This is a genomic window from Streptomyces sp. NPDC048473, assembly GCF_043200155.1.
Taxonomy (GTDB): Bacteria; Actinomycetota; Actinomycetes; order Streptomycetales; family Streptomycetaceae; genus Streptomyces.
In genome coordinates this window covers 85,084-103,805 of sequence record NZ_JBICXE010000029.1, presented here as the reverse complement: position 1 = coordinate 103,805, position 18,722 = coordinate 85,084, and the positions used below count along the sequence as shown (strand labels likewise).

Annotated in this window: 22 protein-coding genes; 10 read left to right on the top strand and 12 right to left on the bottom strand. The window is 67.3% G+C overall.

Annotated features, from left to right (window positions below; genetic code table 11):
• Positions 1-187 (top strand): transposase family protein (locus ACGFU7_RS34150; protein ID WP_393701084.1); only part of this gene is annotated, 187 nt, incomplete at its 5' end.
• Here the strand turns inward: ACGFU7_RS34150 and ACGFU7_RS34145 are convergent.
• Positions 175-927 (bottom strand): hypothetical protein, encoded by a 753-nt coding sequence (locus ACGFU7_RS34145; RefSeq protein ID WP_393701082.1) that lies wholly within the window; start codon positions 925-927, stop codon positions 175-177. The two genes, ACGFU7_RS34150 and ACGFU7_RS34145, sit on opposite strands and share 13 nt — an antisense overlap.
• 98 nt (positions 928-1,025) lie before the next feature.
• On the opposite strand from ACGFU7_RS34145, the gene ACGFU7_RS34140 reads away from it, so the two are divergent.
• The gene (locus tag ACGFU7_RS34140) at positions 1,026-1,250 is read left to right on the top strand and encodes a hypothetical protein (protein ID WP_393701080.1); all 225 of its coding nucleotides are present in this window, start codon (positions 1,026-1,028) and stop codon (positions 1,248-1,250) included.
• A 1,342-nt stretch (positions 1,251-2,592) separates the two neighbouring features.
• On the opposite strand, the gene ACGFU7_RS34135 is transcribed toward ACGFU7_RS34140, so the two are convergent.
• Entirely contained in the window at positions 2,593-2,754 is a 162-nt protein-coding gene (locus ACGFU7_RS34135) for a DNA-binding protein (RefSeq protein ID WP_355776693.1), read from the bottom strand.
• 540 nt (positions 2,755-3,294) lie between these two features.
• On the opposite strand from ACGFU7_RS34135, the gene ACGFU7_RS34130 reads away from it, so the two are divergent.
• The 3 genes from ACGFU7_RS34130 (at position 3,295) to ACGFU7_RS34120 (ending at position 6,286) form a co-directional block, all read left to right on the top strand.
• A complete protein-coding gene (locus ACGFU7_RS34130; protein WP_393701078.1) occupies positions 3,295-3,675 on the top strand; it encodes a HEAT repeat domain-containing protein in 381 nt (126 codons plus the stop codon).
• A 183-nt stretch (positions 3,676-3,858) separates the two neighbouring features.
• Positions 3,859-4,866 carry a DUF6528 family protein gene (locus tag ACGFU7_RS34125; RefSeq protein WP_393701077.1) on the top strand — a complete coding sequence of 336 codons (1,008 nt, stop codon included), beginning with the start codon at positions 3,859-3,861 and terminating at the stop codon, positions 4,864-4,866.
• Positions 4,867-5,332: 466 nt separating this feature from the next.
• On the top strand, positions 5,333-6,286 hold the full coding sequence (locus ACGFU7_RS34120; protein WP_393701075.1) for a DUF2254 family protein: 954 nt from the start codon (positions 5,333-5,335) through the stop codon (positions 6,284-6,286).
• 1,028 nt (positions 6,287-7,314) lie between these two features.
• On the opposite strand, the gene ACGFU7_RS34115 is transcribed toward ACGFU7_RS34120, so the two are convergent.
• From ACGFU7_RS34115 to ACGFU7_RS34105, 3 genes are all read right to left on the bottom strand, one after another.
• The gene (locus ACGFU7_RS34115; RefSeq protein ID WP_393701074.1) at positions 7,315-7,917 is read right to left on the bottom strand and encodes a recombinase family protein; all 603 of its coding nucleotides are present in this window, start codon (positions 7,915-7,917) and stop codon (positions 7,315-7,317) included.
• Positions 7,918-8,079: 162 nt separating this feature from the next.
• On the bottom strand, positions 8,080-8,526 hold the full coding sequence (locus ACGFU7_RS34110; RefSeq protein WP_393701073.1) for a DUF6262 family protein: 447 nt from the start codon (positions 8,524-8,526) through the stop codon (positions 8,080-8,082).
• Complete coding sequence (locus ACGFU7_RS34105; protein ID WP_393701071.1) at positions 8,516-8,731, bottom strand: hypothetical protein; 216 nt, start codon at positions 8,729-8,731, stop codon at positions 8,516-8,518. The genes ACGFU7_RS34110 and ACGFU7_RS34105 overlap by 11 nt, the downstream gene beginning before the upstream one ends.
• 150 nt (positions 8,732-8,881) lie before the next feature.
• On the opposite strand from ACGFU7_RS34105, the gene ACGFU7_RS34100 reads away from it, so the two are divergent.
• On the top strand, positions 8,882-9,778 hold the full coding sequence (locus ACGFU7_RS34100) for an aminoglycoside phosphotransferase family protein (protein WP_393701069.1): 897 nt from the start codon (positions 8,882-8,884) through the stop codon (positions 9,776-9,778).
• 16 nt (positions 9,779-9,794) lie between these two features.
• Positions 9,795-10,067, top strand: a complete 273-nt coding sequence (locus ACGFU7_RS34095; protein ID WP_393701068.1) for a hypothetical protein — start codon at positions 9,795-9,797, stop codon at positions 10,065-10,067.
• A 181-nt stretch (positions 10,068-10,248) separates the two neighbouring features.
• On the opposite strand, the gene ACGFU7_RS34090 is transcribed toward ACGFU7_RS34095, so the two are convergent.
• Together ACGFU7_RS34090 and ACGFU7_RS34085 are read right to left on the bottom strand one after the other, a co-directional pair.
• A complete protein-coding gene (locus ACGFU7_RS34090; RefSeq protein WP_393701066.1) occupies positions 10,249-10,452 on the bottom strand; it encodes a site-specific integrase in 204 nt (67 codons plus the stop codon).
• Positions 10,439-11,233: a hypothetical protein gene (locus ACGFU7_RS34085; RefSeq protein WP_393701065.1), complete on the bottom strand. Its 795-nt coding sequence runs from the start codon at positions 11,231-11,233 to the stop codon at positions 10,439-10,441. The genes ACGFU7_RS34090 and ACGFU7_RS34085 overlap by 14 nt, the downstream gene beginning before the upstream one ends.
• Here ACGFU7_RS34085 and ACGFU7_RS34080 point away from each other — a divergent pair.
• Positions 11,232-11,996, top strand: coding sequence for a zinc-ribbon domain-containing protein (locus ACGFU7_RS34080; RefSeq protein WP_393701063.1), 765 nt, complete (start codon positions 11,232-11,234; stop codon positions 11,994-11,996). The genes ACGFU7_RS34085 and ACGFU7_RS34080 overlap by 2 nt on opposite strands.
• Here ACGFU7_RS34080 and ACGFU7_RS34075 read toward each other — a convergent pair.
• From ACGFU7_RS34075 to ACGFU7_RS34060, 4 genes are all read right to left on the bottom strand, one after another.
• Positions 11,925-12,422, bottom strand: coding sequence for a transposase (locus ACGFU7_RS34075; RefSeq protein WP_393701061.1), 498 nt, complete (start codon positions 12,420-12,422; stop codon positions 11,925-11,927). The two genes, ACGFU7_RS34080 and ACGFU7_RS34075, sit on opposite strands and share 72 nt — an antisense overlap.
• 79 nt (positions 12,423-12,501) lie before the next feature.
• The gene (locus ACGFU7_RS34070; protein ID WP_393701059.1) at positions 12,502-13,290 is read right to left on the bottom strand and encodes a LuxR C-terminal-related transcriptional regulator; all 789 of its coding nucleotides are present in this window, start codon (positions 13,288-13,290) and stop codon (positions 12,502-12,504) included.
• 31 nt (positions 13,291-13,321) lie between these two features.
• Entirely contained in the window at positions 13,322-15,025 is a 1,704-nt protein-coding gene (locus tag ACGFU7_RS34065; RefSeq protein ID WP_393701057.1) for an amidohydrolase, read from the bottom strand.
• Between the two features lie 318 nt (positions 15,026-15,343).
• Positions 15,344-15,835 (bottom strand): FBP domain-containing protein, encoded by a 492-nt coding sequence (locus tag ACGFU7_RS34060; RefSeq protein WP_393701055.1) that lies wholly within the window; start codon positions 15,833-15,835, stop codon positions 15,344-15,346.
• Positions 15,836-15,919: 84 nt separating this feature from the next.
• On the opposite strand from ACGFU7_RS34060, the gene ACGFU7_RS34055 reads away from it, so the two are divergent.
• On the top strand, positions 15,920-16,501 hold the full coding sequence (locus tag ACGFU7_RS34055; RefSeq protein WP_393701053.1) for a TetR/AcrR family transcriptional regulator: 582 nt from the start codon (positions 15,920-15,922) through the stop codon (positions 16,499-16,501).
• 56 nt (positions 16,502-16,557) lie between these two features.
• Positions 16,558-17,760, top strand: coding sequence for a GDSL-type esterase/lipase family protein (locus ACGFU7_RS34050; protein ID WP_393701051.1), 1,203 nt, complete (start codon positions 16,558-16,560; stop codon positions 17,758-17,760).
• A 93-nt stretch (positions 17,761-17,853) separates the two neighbouring features.
• Here ACGFU7_RS34050 and thpR read toward each other — a convergent pair whose 3' ends face one another.
• Positions 17,854-18,450, bottom strand: coding sequence for an RNA 2',3'-cyclic phosphodiesterase (gene thpR, locus ACGFU7_RS34045; RefSeq protein WP_393701049.1), 597 nt, complete (start codon positions 18,448-18,450; stop codon positions 17,854-17,856).
• Positions 18,451-18,722: the final 272 nt, after the last annotated feature.

The window sequence follows — 18,722 nt, the reverse complement described above, 5'->3', positions numbered from 1 at the left end:
CCGCGAACAGCCCGAGCACTACCAGCAGTTCAACCGTGACCACGCCCGGCTCCGGGCGCCCGGCGAACGCGCCTTCGCTCAGTTGAAGCAGTGGCGGATCCTCCGGCGAACCAGATGCTCCACCCGACGCGTCGGCACCATCGTCCAGGCCGTCCACACCCTGATGACCTGCGGCTATTCAGGATGAAAAAGGTTCACTGACAAGGGCCGCACTCCCGAGCGCTGGTACAAGGCCATGCAGGCCCGGGAATTGGCCGTCGGCTTCGGACTCGCCGTGGCAGAACACATCGTGAAACAAAGATACCCGGACCACGTCATCTCGATCGTGGACACCAGTACCGTCCTGCGAGCCGGCTGGCCCTTGAACGTCTCACAACGGAACAAGACCTCACGGCCCGCCCCGACTACCTCATCGAAGCGTGGAAACCCGGCGAGCCGTCGAAAATCACGCTCGTGGCCTGCCGAGGAAACCACCAGAAGCCGAGCAAACGAGGAGGGCGGACCCGCAGCACCACCGTCCAGCAACTGGCAAAGGGCGCCGAGCTGACCGAAGGCATGCACATCGGCCCGTGGAATACGACACCGTGCCTGATCCTGTCCACAGAACTCATGGGGCAGGGCGGAATCGTGGTCAATGCCCTGCAGGCGCGAGGCGAATCCCTTCTCCCCCTCCGCACACCGGGTGCCCCGGGAAACGCCGATATGGAGATCCGAGACAAGGCCGGCATCCCCTACCCCAACGCCATTCACATACCCGCCCACGACGGGAAACGAGCACGGACCGTCGACGGCTTCCAAGTAGCCGAAGCCGACCGCGGTTGGTTCGGTCAGCTCCTGGCCCGTACCGGAGCTGCCAACCTGACCGCTCTGGCCGGCGGAGGACCACAAACCGCCAAATACCTCACCACACGCCAGGGACGACAGCACTACGACGTGCCCGCCTTCGCCGCCACATCAAGCGTTGACGACGAAAAGACATCCAAGTCGGCTGCACGAAATTCGTCGGCACGGACCATGCCTTCCGTATGGGGTCCGTACGCATCGAGGCATTCTCCGGCATGGCCGAGCACCTGTACGAACTCATCAAGAAGGGCCATGTGGAGGAATACCGTCAGGCCGCCTTCCAGAGCCGCTCGACCCCGCACAACACCCACGGAACCGGCAGATGGAACGGGCCGATCTCCTTCCACGACGACGGCACCGTCATGACCCTGAGCGTCCTCCCCATCCGCAGAAGGCACCCTCAGTGACCGCACCCGAAGTGTCGTCAACGCCCGCCCCCAGCAGAAGGGACGTAGACGCCCCGACCCGACAGGCCACATCGATCGCCCCGCAGAGAGACCCGCCGCGACACGCAGAACCCCCGTCGGCACCTGCCGACGGGGGTACGCATCTCTCACATCGCTATCACCAACACCGTAGACGCTCCTGGACCACAGGGGCCTGACCTGCACTTACGCGCGTCACCTGGACCACCCTGTACCGCACAAGACGCGATCTACAACCTGTGCCAGGTGGGACCGTCAGCTCGGAGCGGGCGGCTACGGCCAATCCAACAGAGCCGCAGCCCCAAGGTCTGCATCAGTCAAGATCCGGACCATTCCCGGGCCAGCTGTCCCGGCAAGGTCTCCACGGCTGCCATATTCGCAGGTCAGCAAGTTGCTGCCGCTGTACCACCAGCAGACCAAGAATCTTCTGGTTTCGTACTCGCCGAAGAAGCTGGGCTTCTTCTAGACGTCAAAAAAGGGCGCCTGAACATGTGTTTCACCTGTCAGGCGCCCTCCCTGGAGCGCATCTAAGCCCAATGCCGTTGCTTTTGCCGTGGGCGTAGGCTGGTTGACAGTGGGTCCAGGCGGGATTGGGAACGGCAGCCGGGTCCACGTCCTCGTTGACCGCTGGAGCGTTCCACCTGAGCCCGTTGAGGGGATTATCCGTGAAGTAACCCTTCTCCACAGCGATGTTGAGGACTTCGTTGAACGCAGCCCGCTTGCGCCGTGCCGTCTTGGCCGCAGCCTCTTTGCCGTCCAGCTTGAGGCACAGGCGTCCAGTGCCCGTCGCAGCACATCGGCTTCCGCGAGAGCGCTGACGGGCAGGGAGTTCCGCTTCATCCAGTCCAGCGCCTGCCGCCATTCCTCAACTGGCTCTTTCTCCCACGCCTTCTTGTTGAACGCCCAGGAGTACAACGCTCGCCGCAGCACCCGCGGCCCCGAATAGGTCACGCCAGAGCACACAAGGGCAGGCGTGATGGTGGCGAATGCGTCGGCCAGTGTGCGGCGGGTGTTTCCCGGCGTGCGGTCCCAACGCTGGTCGAGGTATTCGTGCGCAAGGTCATACCATGTCGTCCGCTGCTTGATAGCTCGGACGCTGGTAGCCCTGTGTGCTCATCGAAGGGCTCACCATCGCGCGCCGCGGTCATCAGCTTTGACCGCCTGCTGTCGGCGAGCCCGACGGTCATGAATGACTCTGATTTTTCGCGCCCATTGACCGTCCACCGGACCATAAACGGCTTGCGTCGATCGGGGCGCTCCCGTATGTGCCAGAAACGGACATTGTAACTCATCGCCAAGTATCAGTATCTCTCTCGCACATGTCCTACCAGGCATCCAGGTCAGCACGACGACACCGGAGTTCACCATTGGGCAACTTGATCATGCGGGACGCTTGCCCGCGAGCGCGCATTCGGTAGAACGCCGACGGACTCATACGAATCTCCGCGAGAACCTCGGCGAGCTTCAGCGCCGGAGGACGAGCCATGCAATATCACCTTCACATTAAGAACAGCAGAGATCCCCATTTTCTGCACGGTCGCCATCCCGGAGTGGACGACAAGACGCAGCCAGGTATCACGCATCGATACAACGGATGATTTCCTCTCGGCGAACAAGCGAGCGGTCCGGAAGGAGACCTTGCGTAGCGAGCAGCAGTGGCTGTGGGCATGAAAGTTTGGTCATTGATGTAGCAGTAGCTGGCAACAGCCACCCAATATCTCCTCTCGGATGCGTACGGCTCTGCCAACTGTGTCCGCCACGGCTCCACCGCCAAGCACAGCCGAATGCGAACACCATCAATGCTCTGGAAGATCCCCGTTTTCGGTAACCGGGCATCTTCTGCTATGTATCGCCCTGCACTACGAAGGCCTGCTCATCGCGCCTGTTTCCGCCTCGGTCACGAGGCCAGGCGGTGCGAGCGGAGGGCGAGGGTGCGCCATCCGTGACGAGCACGGGCAGCCTGCCGCCGGTGAGCCGATCGAGGTTACGGGCCCTACGACCCCACAGCACCAACAACCCAGGCGCCGTGGTGCGTTGCTGTGGTGCGGCCATCGAGACCCTCGTCCAACAGCTCGACGGTGACGACGCCGCCTCGTACGACGCCCGCGCACGACTGGTCACCCTCGGCGGTGACTCGACCCTCGCGATCTCCGACAGGTTGCCCGCCCTGGGCCGCTTCGGCCGGCTGACCGCCATCGAAGTCTTCGAGGAGGGGGCGGACCCACGCTGCGGCCCCGCCCTGATCGCCCTCCTGAACGACGACGAGCCCACCGTCAGGGAATGGGCGGCAATCGCCCTGGCGAACCTGGAGATCGACGGAAGCTGTTCAGCTCCGCCTTCACCTACGCAGGAGTGGAGGGTGCGACCAAAACAGATGTCCGCGGGGAAAGCGCTGTTCCTGCGGTGACGGTCTGCCCATCATCACGCACTGGCTGCCCCCGGTCGGGCGCCGCAAAGTGTGTGTGCGCCAGATGTTCGCCTGGTTCGAAATCAGGTCCCGGCACCCACCCTTACGACGGACGAGCTACTTCCGCTGCGCCGCGTCATAACGTTCTCAGGGGTGCTGCGCGCACCGTGATAGGCATGGCGGATGCTGAATCAGGAATCTCGCGCTGTGAGTGGACCGAAGACCGGGCTGACACGTCGAGGGCTGCTGCGGGCATCTGCCGTCGCGGGGCTTGTTCCACTTCTGGGAGCAGCTCCTGCACGCTCCCTGGCCACCCAGGGAACCCTTCTGCTGTGTGACCAGCGTTCGCAGTCGGTGATCCTCGTAGAGTCGCAGACGCTGCTGAGCACTCGGGGGCGATCGCTGGATCTGTCGCGGCTGTGGAGTTGGAATCCCGCGTCCGACCCCGGGCTTTCGGACCTCGCCCCGGCGCGGAGCTGGGTGAACGTCAGCGAGGCGACGCAAGCGGTGACGAGCAGGGGGGTGTTCCTCCTCGCCAGTGCGTCGGGGGGGCTGACGGTAGCTGTCAACCGGACCCGGGGCACCACGTACTGGGCGCAGGCCCTTCCGCGCGCCGACAACGTCCACAGCCTCGAGATGCTTCCGGACGGCAACGTCGCCATCGCTGCGAGCACCGGCGGGTACGTCCGTCTCTATGCGGCCTCGCAGGGGCCCCGGGCCAGCCGTTACGTGCAGTACAGGCTGGCCGGCGCTCACGCGGTTTCCTGGAGTGAGAGCCGGAACCTGCTGTGGGTCATCGGCACCAGCGAGCTCCACGGTCTGGCCCTCACCGGAACCGCCGCCCGGCCCGATCTGACCCTGCGGTACCGCTACACGCTGCCCGCGACGGGGGGCCATGACCTGGCTCCGGTGCCGGGCAGCCCCGGCGACCGCTGGCTCAGTACGAGCAGGAACGTCTACCGTTTCTCGGTCGCCACGGGCACGTTCGCCAGGGCCACTCAGCCGCCCGGTCTCGACAGCTCCGGCGTCAAGAGCATCAGCCAGCATCCGGAGACCGGCCAGATCATCACGGTCAGGCCCGACGGACAGACCAGCTGCACCTGGTGCAGCTCGCAGGTCCGCTTCATCAACCCGGACCGCTACGACTCCCTGCCCTCGACGAGTATTTACAAAGCCCGTTGGTGGGTCTGACACTCCGGCCCGCGGCGGCACCTCCAACAGGCCGCCCTCAGGTGGTGGGTGCCTTGAAGATGTTCGGCGATCGTTCCATGCCGGTCAGGTAGACGGGTACCGCTCGATCGGACCGACGGAGCACACCTGTCAGATGTCAGCGCGGTCTCCCTCGGCGTGCCCCACGAGGCGATTTCCGGCGCCCGAGACGCTGTCCAGGGAGGCGACGCCAACCGAGTGCTCTCTCCGGTCACACCGGTGGCCTGACACTCGACAGCTCGGGTCGTCTTCGTCGGAGAACGTCACTCACCTACACATCACGCCGGCCCCAGGAATTTCGTGACGGCCCGGCGGACCGTCTCAGTCGCCTGGCCTGCCAAGGGCCATCACGGGGACCGTAGCCGGGTAGCAGTCGCTCGATTTCCGGCGTGTGCAACGTATTGCTCTCCACCAATAACGAAGAGCGATCACCCTGGTCGTCCAGACGGTGCAGTCCATGTCACCCCGGCTGGTGGCGGCCCTCGGCCACTTCAGCCGGTACCTCGTCCTGTTCGGCCTCCTGATCGGCACCGCGCTGTACACGCTGGTCGCACTGAGCCAGATCCGAGGGGAGGACGTTCCCCGGCTGAGTGTGACCTTCGCCGTCGCACTCGTCCTCGTCGACGCCGTGACCGTACTGTCCCTGCTCGCCTCCCTCCGGCATGCCGTGACAGGCGGCGGACTGGCCCGGGCCGTGGGTGAACGGCTGCGCGCCGTCGTCGACCAGACCTATCCCGCCGACACCGAGCCGCCCGTCCCGGGTCCGTACGTGGACCCACCGGACGGACAACTGCCGGTCCTGCACCGCGGACGGCCGTCCGTGATCGTCGCTCTGGACGAGCCCCGTCTGACCCGGCTCGCTTCCCGCAACGACGTCCGCGTCCGCTTCGTGCACGCCGTAGGTGACTTCGTCGGATCGGGAACGACGGTGGCGTATGTGGAGCCACCGGAAGGCCGGGACGCCGACCGGGCTGGATACGAGCGGCTGGCCCGGCATATGGCCGCCTGCGTCCGCTTCGGGCCCAGCCGCACCGTGGAGCAGGACGCCGCGTACGGATTCCGTCTCCTCGCGGACATCGCCATCAGGGCGCTGTCCCCCGCCGTCAACGACCCGACCACCGCAGTTCAGGCACTGGACCAGATCGAGGACGCACTCCTGCGCCTGTCGGACCGGCCCCTCGGCCCCGCCTGGCTGGTGGACAGGCGCGGCCGGCCACGTGTTCACAGCTCCGCCCCCCACTGGCCCGATCTGATCTCCCTCGCCCTCGACGAAACGGTCCTCTACGGTGCCGCCAACCCGCAGGTCGTCCGACGCACGCCTGAACGCCCTGTTCGACCACCTGCTCGCCGTCACGACAGACGCACGCACAACACCGGTTGTCGAACGCCGTCAGGCGCTTGAGCGCCTGGCCGCAACCGCGCTGCCCGATCCGCTGCTGAACGCCATTGCGGCCCGGGCGGATCCGCGCGGTCTGGGAGGAGCCGAGGCAGGCAGTGACTGATCACCGGGCTCATGGCTCCCGGGGAGCGAGTGGGCCGGCAACCGGACGGTCTGTCAGGCCGAGAAAGTTCGCCCGAATCCAGCTGTGGCCGGGGTCTCGGGCACGGGGAACAGCCATCTCGCCGAGGCCCTGGCGAACAAGGCGACCGACGAGAGATGACGGTCTCCTGCGCCGGCGTGCAGCCTGCGCGGGACGGCTCCAATATGCGGGGTCTCGATGTCAAGTCTCCGGGCTCCTTGCGATCCCCCGGCGGACCGCCACCGGTCCAGGCGCTGGGCGGGTCATCCGAGAGCGCTGGCTGCACCGCCTCAGTGCCCCAAGATCCGGGCCATTCCCGGACCAAGCCTCGCTCAAAGAGCACCAAGGAATCCGTTTTCGCTGGTCAACAGTGATGCGGATCGTGTACCACCAGCAAACCAAGAATCTACTGGTGAGCTACTCGCCGAAGAAGCTGGGCTTCTTTTAAAGACATGGAAAAGGGCGCCTGAGCTGGGGAAACTCCCAGCCGGGCGCCCTTCATTGCCCGCAATCAAGCAGTAAGGCGAAATGCTCACTTGCTCCCAGTTCATCCCACTGTCACCCAGACCATCCGCACAACGGGTCGTGAGATCACGCGAAGCCAGACGGCCCTGATGCTCACCGACCGCACGCAGAACCTTCTCGTCCTGGGGGGTGAGGTGCTTGAGACGGTCCCGGATCGCCACCCCGCACGGCCCGGGCACCACGAAGGGTGCCACCAGCCCCCGCACACCACCCACCACAACACCCCCTCTCACGAGACCGCACACCCACTACCGAGCCCAACGAGCACCAGACACCAAGGTCACCCATTCGGCCCCAGAACTACCGTTCCCGCCCCACGAAGCCGCCGACAGGGCCCTGTAGTCCTAGCTCGGACACCAGGGAGCAAATAACTCGCCGGTAGATTTCAGGGCTGTGCCGCAGCGGTCTTCTTCGACTGGCGAGGCACGGTCTTCTCGCGGTCGAGGTGTCCGTAGACCGTGGCACGGGGGACGTTGAACATGTCGGCGATCTGCTGGACAGTCTTCTCGCGGGCGTCGTAGAGCTGCTGGGCCAGTTCGGCTTGGTCCGGAGTCAGCTTGGGCCGGCGCCCGCCGACTCGGCCGCGGGCCCGCGCAGAGGCGAGCCCGTCGTTGGTGTTCGCCACGATCAGCTCTCTCTGGAGCTCTGCGAGCACGCTCAGCATCCCGAACATGGCGCGGCCTTCCATGGTGGAGGTGTCGATGCCTTGCTCGATGACGTGCAGCCCGATGCTGCGCTCGCGCAGGTCGGCGCCGAGGGTGACCAGGTGCAGGACGGAAAGGGAGAGCCGGTCGAGCCGGGTGACCTTGAGGGTGTCGCCTTCGCGCATCAGATGCATGACGAGGTCGAGCTTCGGGCGCGAGGCTTTCGCGCCGCTGGCGACGTCCACGTGGATGTTGTCGCGGTCGACGCCGTTGCGCAGTAGTGCATCGATCTGATGATCAGGGTTCTGGTCGGCCGTCGAAGTGCGGCAGTAGCCAAGAAGCATTGCGAGTTGCCGACACTGCCCACCTGCGGATTCGTGTTCGTGGGAGCGAGTGTCGGCAGACGACCGATATCTTGAGCTCCGAAACACTGTGCCTCGCTGACCTGGGTTGATGCGGTGAGGACAGCTTCCATGAGGCAGCTCACGAGGCTTCCCAGGGTCCTGTCAGCAGGGCCCGATCGTTGCGGAACCTCGACCTTGGCGGCGGGCTTCCGGAATGGGCGGGCTCTGGAGCCGGGCGGCGCGGAGGTAGCCGAGTGCGTGGGCGAGTTGTTCTCGGAGCCGGCAATTCTCCTCAGTGAGGCGGCGGTTGCGTTCGTTGGCGGCCTCCAGGCGCCAGATGAGGGAAGCGTCGGAAGCTCGCTGCCGGGCCGGAACCGGGCCGTCAGAGGCTCGCTGACGTTCGGTCCGAAGGCGTTCAATCTCGGCTCGCAGGTCGGGCTGGGTATAGAGCCAAGATCTTGAGACGCCGGCGGCCCGGGCCACGCTGTCGAAGGTGACGGCCGTGCCTGCGGCGTCGATTTCGCGTAGGGCCTTGATCGCCTTGGCCAGGGTGTACTCGTGGCGGTTACCGGCCGCGGCGACGATATGGCGGGAGTTGTCAGCCCGCATCGGCCACCTCCACTCCGCCGGGAGCTTCGTCGTCCTCCAGGGAAGCGATGATCCGGTCGAGGTTACCGAGGGCCTGCTGGTTCATCTCGGCGACGCGGAGCTGGCCGCGGGCCTCGGCCGCCGAGACGATCTGTAGGAGCTGTTGGCGCTGCTGCCGGTGCTGAGGCAGGAACTCCGGCGTCGTCACGAACACCGGGCACGTCAAGCAGGCTTCTCTGAACTTTGGGGCCGCTCCGGCCCAAAGCCTCTGATCTGCAGCTCTCTGAAACCGAATTGGTGATGCCAGAGGAATCACAGCGAGACGTTCCGGAGAGTGAGAGCCGCTCCGCCTGCCGCCTCAGTACTGTGACTTCGCATGACCGACACCGAGATCGAGATCACCGCAGACCTGGTCCGCGACCTGCTGCAGGAGCAACATCCAGACCTTGCAGGGCTGGCCATCCGCGAGGTGGCGGGCGGCTGGGGCAACCAAATGTGGCGCCTCGGGGACGAGTTGGCCGTGCGCATGCAGCGCATGGACCCCACCCCGGAGCTCCAGCTCAACGAGCGGCGGTGGCTACCCGTGCTGGCCCCGCGCCTGCCGCTCCCGGTGCCGACCCCGGTGCGGCTCGGCGAACCGTCCAAGCGCTTCCCCAAGCACTGGACCGTGATGACGTGGGTTCCCGGCGAGCCGCTGGACCACGGCTCGATCAGCCGCGGCGCCCACGCGGCCGATACGCTGGCGGGCTTCCTCCAGGCGCTCCATGTGGAGGCGCCCGCCGAGGCGCCAATCACTACGGACCGCGGTGCCCATCCCCGGAACTGCACGGACGGCTTCGAGAGCTTCTTCCAGGCCGTTGCCCCCGACGACATCGCTGCCGACGTCCGGGCCGTCTGGGACGACGCCGTTGCGGCCCACGCGTGGGTGGGCCCGCCGGTGTGGGTGCACGGCGACCTCCATCCCGCGAACGTCGTCGTCTCGGACGGAACGCTCTCGGGCATCGTCGACTTCGGTTGCATGTTCGCCGGCGATCCGGCGTGGGACCTCGCCGCCGCATGGGTGCTGCTACCCGCGGGCACGGCCTCACGGTTCTTCGACATGTACGCGCGTGCAGACGAGGCGGCGATCCGGCGCGCCCGCGGGCTGGCCGCTATGAAGAGCCTCTTCCTGATGCTCATGGGGCAGAACGGAGATCGGGGCCTTCCCGGCGGCAAGCCGAACTGGGGACCTGCAGGCCGGGCGGCACTTGATCGTGTTCTGAAGGGCGTTTGATTCTTGGTTGAGGGCCATGCGGCAGCCCGCCTTCGTGGGTTCATCGATCACCACTCGTGGTGGGGATGTCAAGGTCCACGGCCGTATGCTGCCCGTGGCCCCGATCGAGCTGGCGGAGCTTCTCCTCGGCGCCAGCCAGGCTGACCTGGAGACCTTCGACCTCGCCGAGCCAGCCTTCCGTCTCGGCTTCGGCGATTCGGGCGATCAAGTTGTCGCGGATCTCGGCAAGTCGTGCCCGTTGGGCCGGGTCAGGTCGGAGGAGCGAGCATCTGACGGGACGTGCTCATGAATGCATGGGGACCCAAAGGCGCGTGCGCAGGTGCCGATGGACACCTTTCGTTTCTCGAAGTGGGCGAGGAAAGCGTCCCACTCTTCTTCAGTCGGGATCCGGCACTCCTCGCTGGGGCGGGCGGATCGACGGCGGGCGATGAACGCCCGGTGGGCCTCGATCGTTTCGGCGGGATAGACCGCTATCCGATCGTGGTGTCGATGCTCTTGTGCCCGCAGATCACCTGGGCAATGTGCGGGGGTAGGCCATTCATGATGGCGTCGGTGACGAAGATCCTTCGAAAGTCGTGGGGCGAGAAGGCGAGTGCTTCACCGTCTGCATTGGTCAAGCCGGTGGCGGCCAGCGCGTTGATCGGGTCTCGGTCTGGTTGGTCATCCGAGGTCAAGGGAGTACCAGCCGTAGTGCGCGGTGTGGCCGTCCAGCAGCGCGGGATGGCCGTGAGGCAGAGGTTCCCCGGGAAGTGACGGAATAGTGATCACAGACCAGTCCAGAGACCCATCGGCAACTGGAACCAGCGGCTTCAGGCTCACATGGCTCAGCCGCTCCCCTGAGGCGTACACCGATAGATGGTAGGCGCCGAGACCGGCGATATCAGCGAACCAGTCATCACACGCCCACCGCAGTTCGTCGGCGTCACTGACGACGAGTTGTTCGCGGCATCCGACCGTGCCGCTCCAGTACTCGCCTTCGACCAAGTAGTGGCTGTAGGGCGTCACCGAAAAGGGAGTGCCCTCGAAAGCGGCCAGCCCGCTGCGGGCGGCTGGATGTGTGGGATCTGCTCGTAGCACTTCCTCGTAGAGCCGCCGCGCCTCCTTTCGCATGCGCTCGCAATCCCCCCTGGCCTGCTCGATCTCTTCGTCCTCGTCACCCTCCTCACCCTCGTCGTCCTCGTCGAAATCCTCGTCCTCGTCGTCGAGCCCATAGGCGTAGGTGAGGGCATCGGCGTCATGAGAAAGGCGGGCGGCCAGCAAAGCAGCAGCTTCGTGGTTCTCGGGGCGCGCCTCTAGTGCGACGCGAAACCACCGCACGCACGGCCACTCATCACCGGGCTCTTCGATCTCAGCGGGGAGAAGACTCAGGAGCCTGCCGTATTCGCGCGCGGCCTCGGAGTCTCCGGCCTGGGCAGCGCCTCGCAGACCTTCCCGGTGATGCTGAACGAGTGTCATGAACAGGACTCTAGTTGACTACGCCATACGCCCCTCGCCTCTGACACTCACGAGGTCGGAGACCGATGCAGCAAAGTCCACGGCCCTGCGCAACGCCGGCTACGACGTGATCCGGGTCCGCCAGCGGCCACTGCAACCCCTTCATCCGCATGATGTTGCCGTCGACATGACCAGCATCCACTCAGCGGTGTGCACCATCTTGGAATCAATCACCGATGGCCGCCTCCTCCGGAGCGTCTCGCCAGGACATGTCATGCGCTACCTGGCCGACTACCACGCCGCGGGGGTAGTGCGCTCCGAGGACGAGGCACGCGCCGAGGTGACCGCACGGCGTCGCTACGACTTCGGCAACAAGTCCTTCGCCGCCCTCCACCCCGGCCTCGCCCATAACTGGGATGCAGCCAAGAATGCTCCGCTGGCCCCGCACATGCTCACGCCAGGATCAAACCAGAAAGTCTGGTTTCGCTGTCCCGCAGGACACAGTTTCGATCAGGCCGTCAGTCAGACCGTGCGACGCGGACTAGGTTGCCCGTACTGCTCCAACAAGCGTGCTGGCCAAGGCAATGACCTCGCCACCAACTACCCGCAGCTGAAGGCCCAGTGGCACCCAGAAAATGTGATAGGCCCACACGAGGTGACTCCCGGCAGCTCCTACCGAGCCGTCTGGATCTGTAGCCGCCAGCACCTCTGGCTAGCCCAAGTACGGCACCGAATAATATCCAACAGCGGCTGCCCCCACTGCTACCGGAGAAGCACACGCTGAACACAGAGGGCAACCGTCCCGCCGCATAGCGTGTTCGACGATCAAGAGCTCCACGCCTGCCTTCCGACCATGCACGAGCATGTCCAGCGCGAGCTGCCACTTCGGCCGGTGCCGTTCCTCGTCGGCGACCCGGCAGCGGGCCCGCCGGTCCGCAGCCTGGGCCCCGTCCCAGCTGCCGGGCAGGAACAGCCGCCAGGACAGCGGGCAGGAAGCGGTGTCGGAGGCCGCATGGACGCTGCCCCCTGTCCGGCCGTTCCCGACCTCGTCCAGGGTGCCGGAGTACTGCCTGGCCACCCCGGGCGAGGACGTCCCGTCCTTCGGGAACCCGGTGTCGTCCACCACCCATACCTGCGGCCGCACCACGGCCACCGCCCGGCGGCCCAGCCCGCTACGGACCGTGTCCACCGGCCAGGTCGACGAGGTCATGAACTACTGCAACCGCTGATGGTCCACGCCGAGCCGTTCGGCCATCGGCTGCCAAACGTTTCGCGCTGCCGGGCTCGCGTCAACGGGAGGGTTCGATTCCCCAGGCGGCGGCTCGGGCGGCGGCGGCCGCACGGTTGGGGAGGTCGAGCTTGGCGAGGATGTGTTCGATGTGGGTCCCTACGGTGCGCGGCGTGATGTACAGCCGTTCGGCGATCTCCCGGTTGGTGCGGCCGGTGGTCAGTTCGGCCAGCACCTGGAGCTCCCGTGGCGAGAGTCCGCCAGGCCGCCGCGCATCCGGGTGCCGCGCGTCCGCGGCGGGATCGGCCGCGGCGATCTCCTCGGGCGGTAGGCCTGCGCGGGGGGCGACGGCCGCGGCGAGGGCCTCGGTGAGCAGGGTGACCACGGCGCGCGCCGGATCGGGCGTGCGCCGCGGCCGGCGGGTGCTGACGTTCAGCATGCCGACGTACCGGCCGTCGGCGGCGAAAAGGCACTGGGCCACGCCGTCCTCGATGCCGAGGGGACACAGCACCTCCTGGAAGCCCGGGGATGCCGCCAGGAGCTGCCAGGGGACGTCCCTGAGCCAGAGACCGCCTCGTGCCGGGCTGCGGAGCACGGGGAACACCGGGTCGTGGTGGAGGCGGGTCTCGATATAGGCCGTGGCGTCGTCCGGGTAGCTCCCGGCGAGGGTGGTGTGGCGCCGGCGCAGCGGATCCCACCGGGCCAGGGAGGCGTGGTCGTACTCCATCACCTCCGACAGCGCCGCCAGGACCGTGTCGACGCCGGTCGCGCCGCTTGTGGCGCTCCTGGCGGCCTCACGGACGTGGACGGCCGCGTCCAGGATGTCCGCCCTGCTCCGCTCTGCTGCCATCCTCCAAGGATGATCATGTGGTCGGAATACGTCAATCGCGAAGGGTGTCGTGCACGACCTGCCCGTCCACGACGGTGAGGACGACGGGCATCTCCGGGATGTCGTGGGGGTCGGCGGTGAGCAGGTCCCCGTCGAGCACGCAGAGGTCGGCGACCTTGCCCGGCTCCAGGGATCCCTTCCAGTCGTCGGCGAAGTCCTGCCAGGCCGCGTCGATCGTGTACGTACGGATCGCCTCGGCCAGGCCGATGCACTGCTCGGGGCCGCTGACCCGACCGGCTGCCTTCGACTCGCGCAGCACCATGGTGGCGACGCCCTGGCGCCAGTCCGGGTACGTGACGGGGGCGTCGGACCCGCTCGCGACCCGCACGCCGGCGTCGATGGCATGGCGGTAGGGCCATGCGTACGCGGCCCGCTCGGAGCCGACGAACTCCTCCTCCATGTCCGCGACGGTCCACTTGATGGTGGGGTTCATGTTGACGCCGAAGCCGTGCGCGGCCAGCACCTTCATGCTGTGCTCGGTGAGGAAGTCGCCGTGGATGACGTAGTGGCGGGCGTCGGGCCGCGGGTGCTCGGCCACGGCAGCGGCGAAGGCGTCCGCAACGGTGTCGCACGCCCGGTCGCCGGTGACGTGGACGCCCAGCTGGTGCCCGGCGGCGTGGGCGTGCCGGATGATGGCGTCGATCTCGGCGATCCGCTCGGCGTCGGTCTCGCCGCCGACGCACAGGGAGCCGCAGCCGCCGCCGACGTACGGCTCGTGCATCCAGGACGTCTTGTTGGGGACGATGCCGTCGGCGAAGATCTTGACCCCGTGGATCGCGATGCGGCGCGGATCGGCGTCGCCGGACTCGCCGAGGGCGGTGAGGGTGCGGGCGAACTCCTCGGCGGTGCTGGCCATGCCGGTGGGCAGGAGCAGGACGCCGAGGCGGGCGGTCAGTTCGCCGTCGGCCAGCAGCCGGCGGTAGACGTCGAGGGTCTCCGCACCGAGCGCGCCCCGCATGATGCCGACGCCGCCGGGGCCGAGCCCGGGCTCGGTGTAGCTGGTCACGCCGAGCCGGGCGAGCGTGGCGAGAGTCGACCTGATCGCGTCGGTCCGCTCCTGCCGGCTGAGCGCCGGCAGCGCGTTCTGGACGAGGGCCTGGGCCCCCTCGTGGAGCAGCCCGGTCGGCTCCCCGGCTTCGTCCACGACGATGGCCCCGCCGGGCGGCGCGACGGTGTGCCGGCCGATCCCGATGAGCTCCAGTGCCTTGGAGTTGACCCAGGTGGCGTGCCCGGAGAAGGAGTACAGGACGACGGGGTGGTCCGGGCTCACGGCGTCGAGGTCGCGCCGCGAGGGCAGCCGCGACCAATCGGAGACGCACTCGTCGAGATAACCGGTGTCCCAGCCGTGCCCCGTGATCCACTGCCCGCCCGGAACCCGCCCGACCGCCTCCCGTACCGCCTCGGCCACGTCCGCGAGGGAGGACACGGCGGGATGGCCGAGGTCGAGGGAGAGCGGCGGCGTCGACATGCCGAAGGCGCATCCGTGCAGATGGGAATCGTTGATTCCGGGAAGCAGCGTCGCCCCCCGCAGGTCGACGACGCGGGTGCCGGGTCCGACGAGCGGCGCGACGTCGTCCCGCCCACCGACGGCACTGATGACCCCACCGGTCACCGCCAGGGCCGAGGCGACGGAGAACTCCGCATCGACCGTGACCACTCGCCCACCGAGAAACACCAGATCCGCATACGTGTCCACTGAAGGTCCTTTCGAAAATCGGGCGCACCACGGCCACCCGCGAACAATCTCCCGAGGACTATGGCCACTCCCCCGCCTCACGCACATCGGTCATCCCACCGATACGCGCTCTCGCAGTGGCGGGCTGACGCCTCGTGCTCGGGATCGTGTCGGGCTTCGGGAGGGCGTGGGGCGAGCCGCGGTTCGCCGTGGGTGACCCGGGCACAGATGTAGGCGGTGGCTTCGTCCACTTCTAGCAGCAGCGTTTGTCTGCTGGTTTGCGCAGCAGCTGCGGATCTTGGAGCCGTGGATGTTCAGGAGAAATAGCAGAGTGGACAGTCACTTGATTCGTGATCTCGTCTGACTCCGGTTCGCCTGGGTCGACGACGAGGTCACAGACACTGATCGGGCCTGGGTTGCTGCCCACCACCAAGGACACGCCCTGCTCCATCGCGCCGATCCCAGGGAGCAGGCCAGGTCGCTGCACATGTAGACGCCAACCGAGTTGCCCTGCTGCCCGGCCTTCCCGGACCTCGGCGCGACCATCAGGGAGACGCCCCCGGTGTGGGTGGTCACGCACACCGAGCACATGCTGCGCCGCATCTGCCAGGAGCCGACGTCGGAGGAGCGCAGCTGGACGCCGACAGGGCTCCCGTCCAGCTCGGTCACGAGGTAGGCCCGGTCGGGGGCCTGGGGATCTCGCCAGCCCAGGAAGTCCAGATCGCCCCAGCACTGCTCGGCCAGGTCGCGGGGGACGGTCAGGCGCTTGGCCTCGCCCTTGGTGCAGTTCACAAACGCAGTGCGGATCTCTTGCTCAGTCAGTGGCTTCATAAAGGGCACGCTAATTTGCCTAATCAGATTAGGCACTTACATAATCATTGATGTCAGGGATGAGAAGCGATTCGGAGGATGGGCATGGCACGGGTAGGACGGGTAGGACTGACCACGGAGCGCCTGGTCCGGGCGGGGGCAGAGCTGGCCGACGAGGTCGGCTTCGAGCAGGCGACCCCCGCGGAACTCGCCCGGCGGTTCGGTGTCAGGACCGCGAGCCTGTACTCGCACGTGAAGAACGCGCACGACCTCAAGACCAAGATCGCTCTGCTCGCCCTGGAGGAACTCGCCGACCAGGTCTCCACCGCGGTGGCCGGACGGGCCGGCAAAGACGCCCTTACCGCTTTCGCGAACGTCTACCGCGACTACGCCCTCAAGCACCCGGGGCGCTTCGCCGCAGCCCAGTTCCGGCTCGACCCGCAGACGGCGGCCGCCAGCGCCGGCGTTCGGCACGCCCAGATGACGCGGGCGATCCTGCGCGGATACAACCTGGCCGAACCACACCAGACGCACGCGGTGCGGCTGCTGGGCAGCGTCTTCAGCGGCTACGTCGGCCTGGAGACCGCCGGCGGCTTCAGCCACAGCACCCCTGACTCGCAGGAGAGCTGGACCGAGATCCTCAACGCGCTCGACGCCCTGCTGCGCACCTGGCCCACCACCTCCTGACCAACCCTTCCGGCCGCCACTGCCAACTGACCCTCCTGATCGAAGAGACCGACGAGATGAACGCCGAGCACGACTGGATCACCACTCCCATCACCGCCGGCCTCCTGCGCGGCGCCCTCGACCTGGAGCGCACCGAACGCGGCGTACTGCCCCACCGGTTGCCCGCGCGCGCCCGGCAGCAGATCCCCGACGGCCAGCTGGCCATGGCGGAGTCACAGCCCTCCGGAGTGCGGCTGGCCTTCCGCACCCGGGCCACCGCCGTCGAGCTGGACGTCGTGGCCACCAAACGGGTCTACGTCGGAGCGCCGCCACGCCCCGACGGGGTGTACGAGCTCCTCGTCGACGGGCGGCTCGCGGGCCGGGCCAGCGCGACCGAGGGCGACACGCTCACCATCGACATGGCCTCCGGGACCGCACAGACCCGTCCCGGGCCGGTGGAGACCCTGCGCTTCACCGACCTGCCGGACGACGAGAAGGACGTCGAGATCTGGCTGCCGCACGACGAGACCACCCAGCTGGCCGCCCTGCGCACCAACGCCCCCGTCCGCACGCCACCGCCCAGCGGCCGCAAGGTCTGGCTGCACCACGGCAGTTCGATCAGCCACGGCTCCAACGCTGCCACCCCAACCGGGATCTGGCCCGCCCTGGCCGCCGCTCTGGGCAAGGTGGAGCTGGTCAACATGGGATTCGGCGGCAGCGCTCTGCTCGACCCGTTCACCGCCCGTACCATGCGCGACACCCCCGCCGACATGATCAGCATCAAGATCGGCATCAACATCGTCAACGCCGACCTGATGCGACTGCGCGCGTTCGGCCCGGCCGTCCACGGTTTCCTCGACACCATCCGCGACGGCCACCCCACCACCCCGCTGCTGGTCGTCTCGCCCATCTACTGCGCCATCCACGAGAACACGCCCGGACCCAGCGCCCCGGACCTCAGCGCGATGAGCGAGGGGCGGCTGCGGTTCGTGGCCACCGGCGATCCCGCGCAGAGCGCCGCCGGGAAACTGACCCTCACCGTGATCCGGGACGAGCTGGCCCGCATCGTCCAGCAGCGTGCCGCCACCGACCCGAACCTGCACTACCTCCACGGCCTCGACCTCTACGGCGAGGCCGACCACGCCGAACTGCCGCTGCCCGACGATCTGCACCCGGACCCCGCCACCCACCAGCGCATCGGCGAACGCTTCGCCCACCTCGCCTTCGGCGGCGGCCCTTTCAACCAAGGAGAACCACTGACCGGCTGCCAGAGGGGTTGATCGGGCCGACCGGCGAGTACGACGTGCCGCACTCGACCATTTCATCGCCCGCCAGGTCGAGTACTGCCTGTCGGCTGGCCCTGGTTGGTTCGTTCAAGATCCAATGCAGTTCCCGTTGCCGAGGGCCCAAGCCTCGAATTCGCGGTAGTGGATCGGTCCACGGCTACGGCCGACGTTGCTGCCGACCAGGTGCAGACGTTCGGCAGGCCATCGGCGTCCGGTGAATCCGGCGAACCCTTCGGCGATTTCTCCTGCCGAGGAACGATCTCCTCGGCGGGCACGGGCCAACGTCAGATGTGGGCGCAGGGGCCGATCCTCGAAGGCGACACCGCAGCTCTTGACCGCGGTACGCACATCGGCGGCAAGCATGTGCAGCTCATCGAGGTCTCCGTCGATTCCGCTCCACAGCACCCGGTCGTCGAAGTTTCCGCTGCCGCGCAGTGCCAAACAGAATGGTTGGTGGTCCGCTGCGAGGTTGGCGAGAGGCGGGCGCAGGAACGGAACTGTCTCGGCCGGTAGCTCCCCGAGGAACGCCAGGGTGATGTGCCAGTCCTCGATGCGGTTCCACCGCATGTGAGGGTGCGTGTCATAGGCGGGGCGCAGCTCCCGGGCTAGTTCTTCTTTCGCGTGGTCGGGCGGGGCGAGAGCGATGAACACGCGAACGGTCGCGGGCCGAGTCTGTTCGTTCACACCGGACTTCGTACCGCATCCGGGTGGTTGACGCGACGGCCCAGGTAAATGTGGGAGAGGCGCTCGCGGTCGCGATGCCGAGGAAGCCGCTTCCGGCAGGCGTCACGGCCGGGCCGCTGCTGGGCCAGCAGCGGCTCCACCGGAGGGCGCAGCACCTGTCAGCCAGGGAAGGGTGCGGGCTTCGGGCCTGGCACCACCGTCGGCTCCCTCCGCCAGGTGTCGCCGGGGCCCGCACCCTCTGGGGTGGCGCGGGCCCCGGTGTGAGGGGCAGC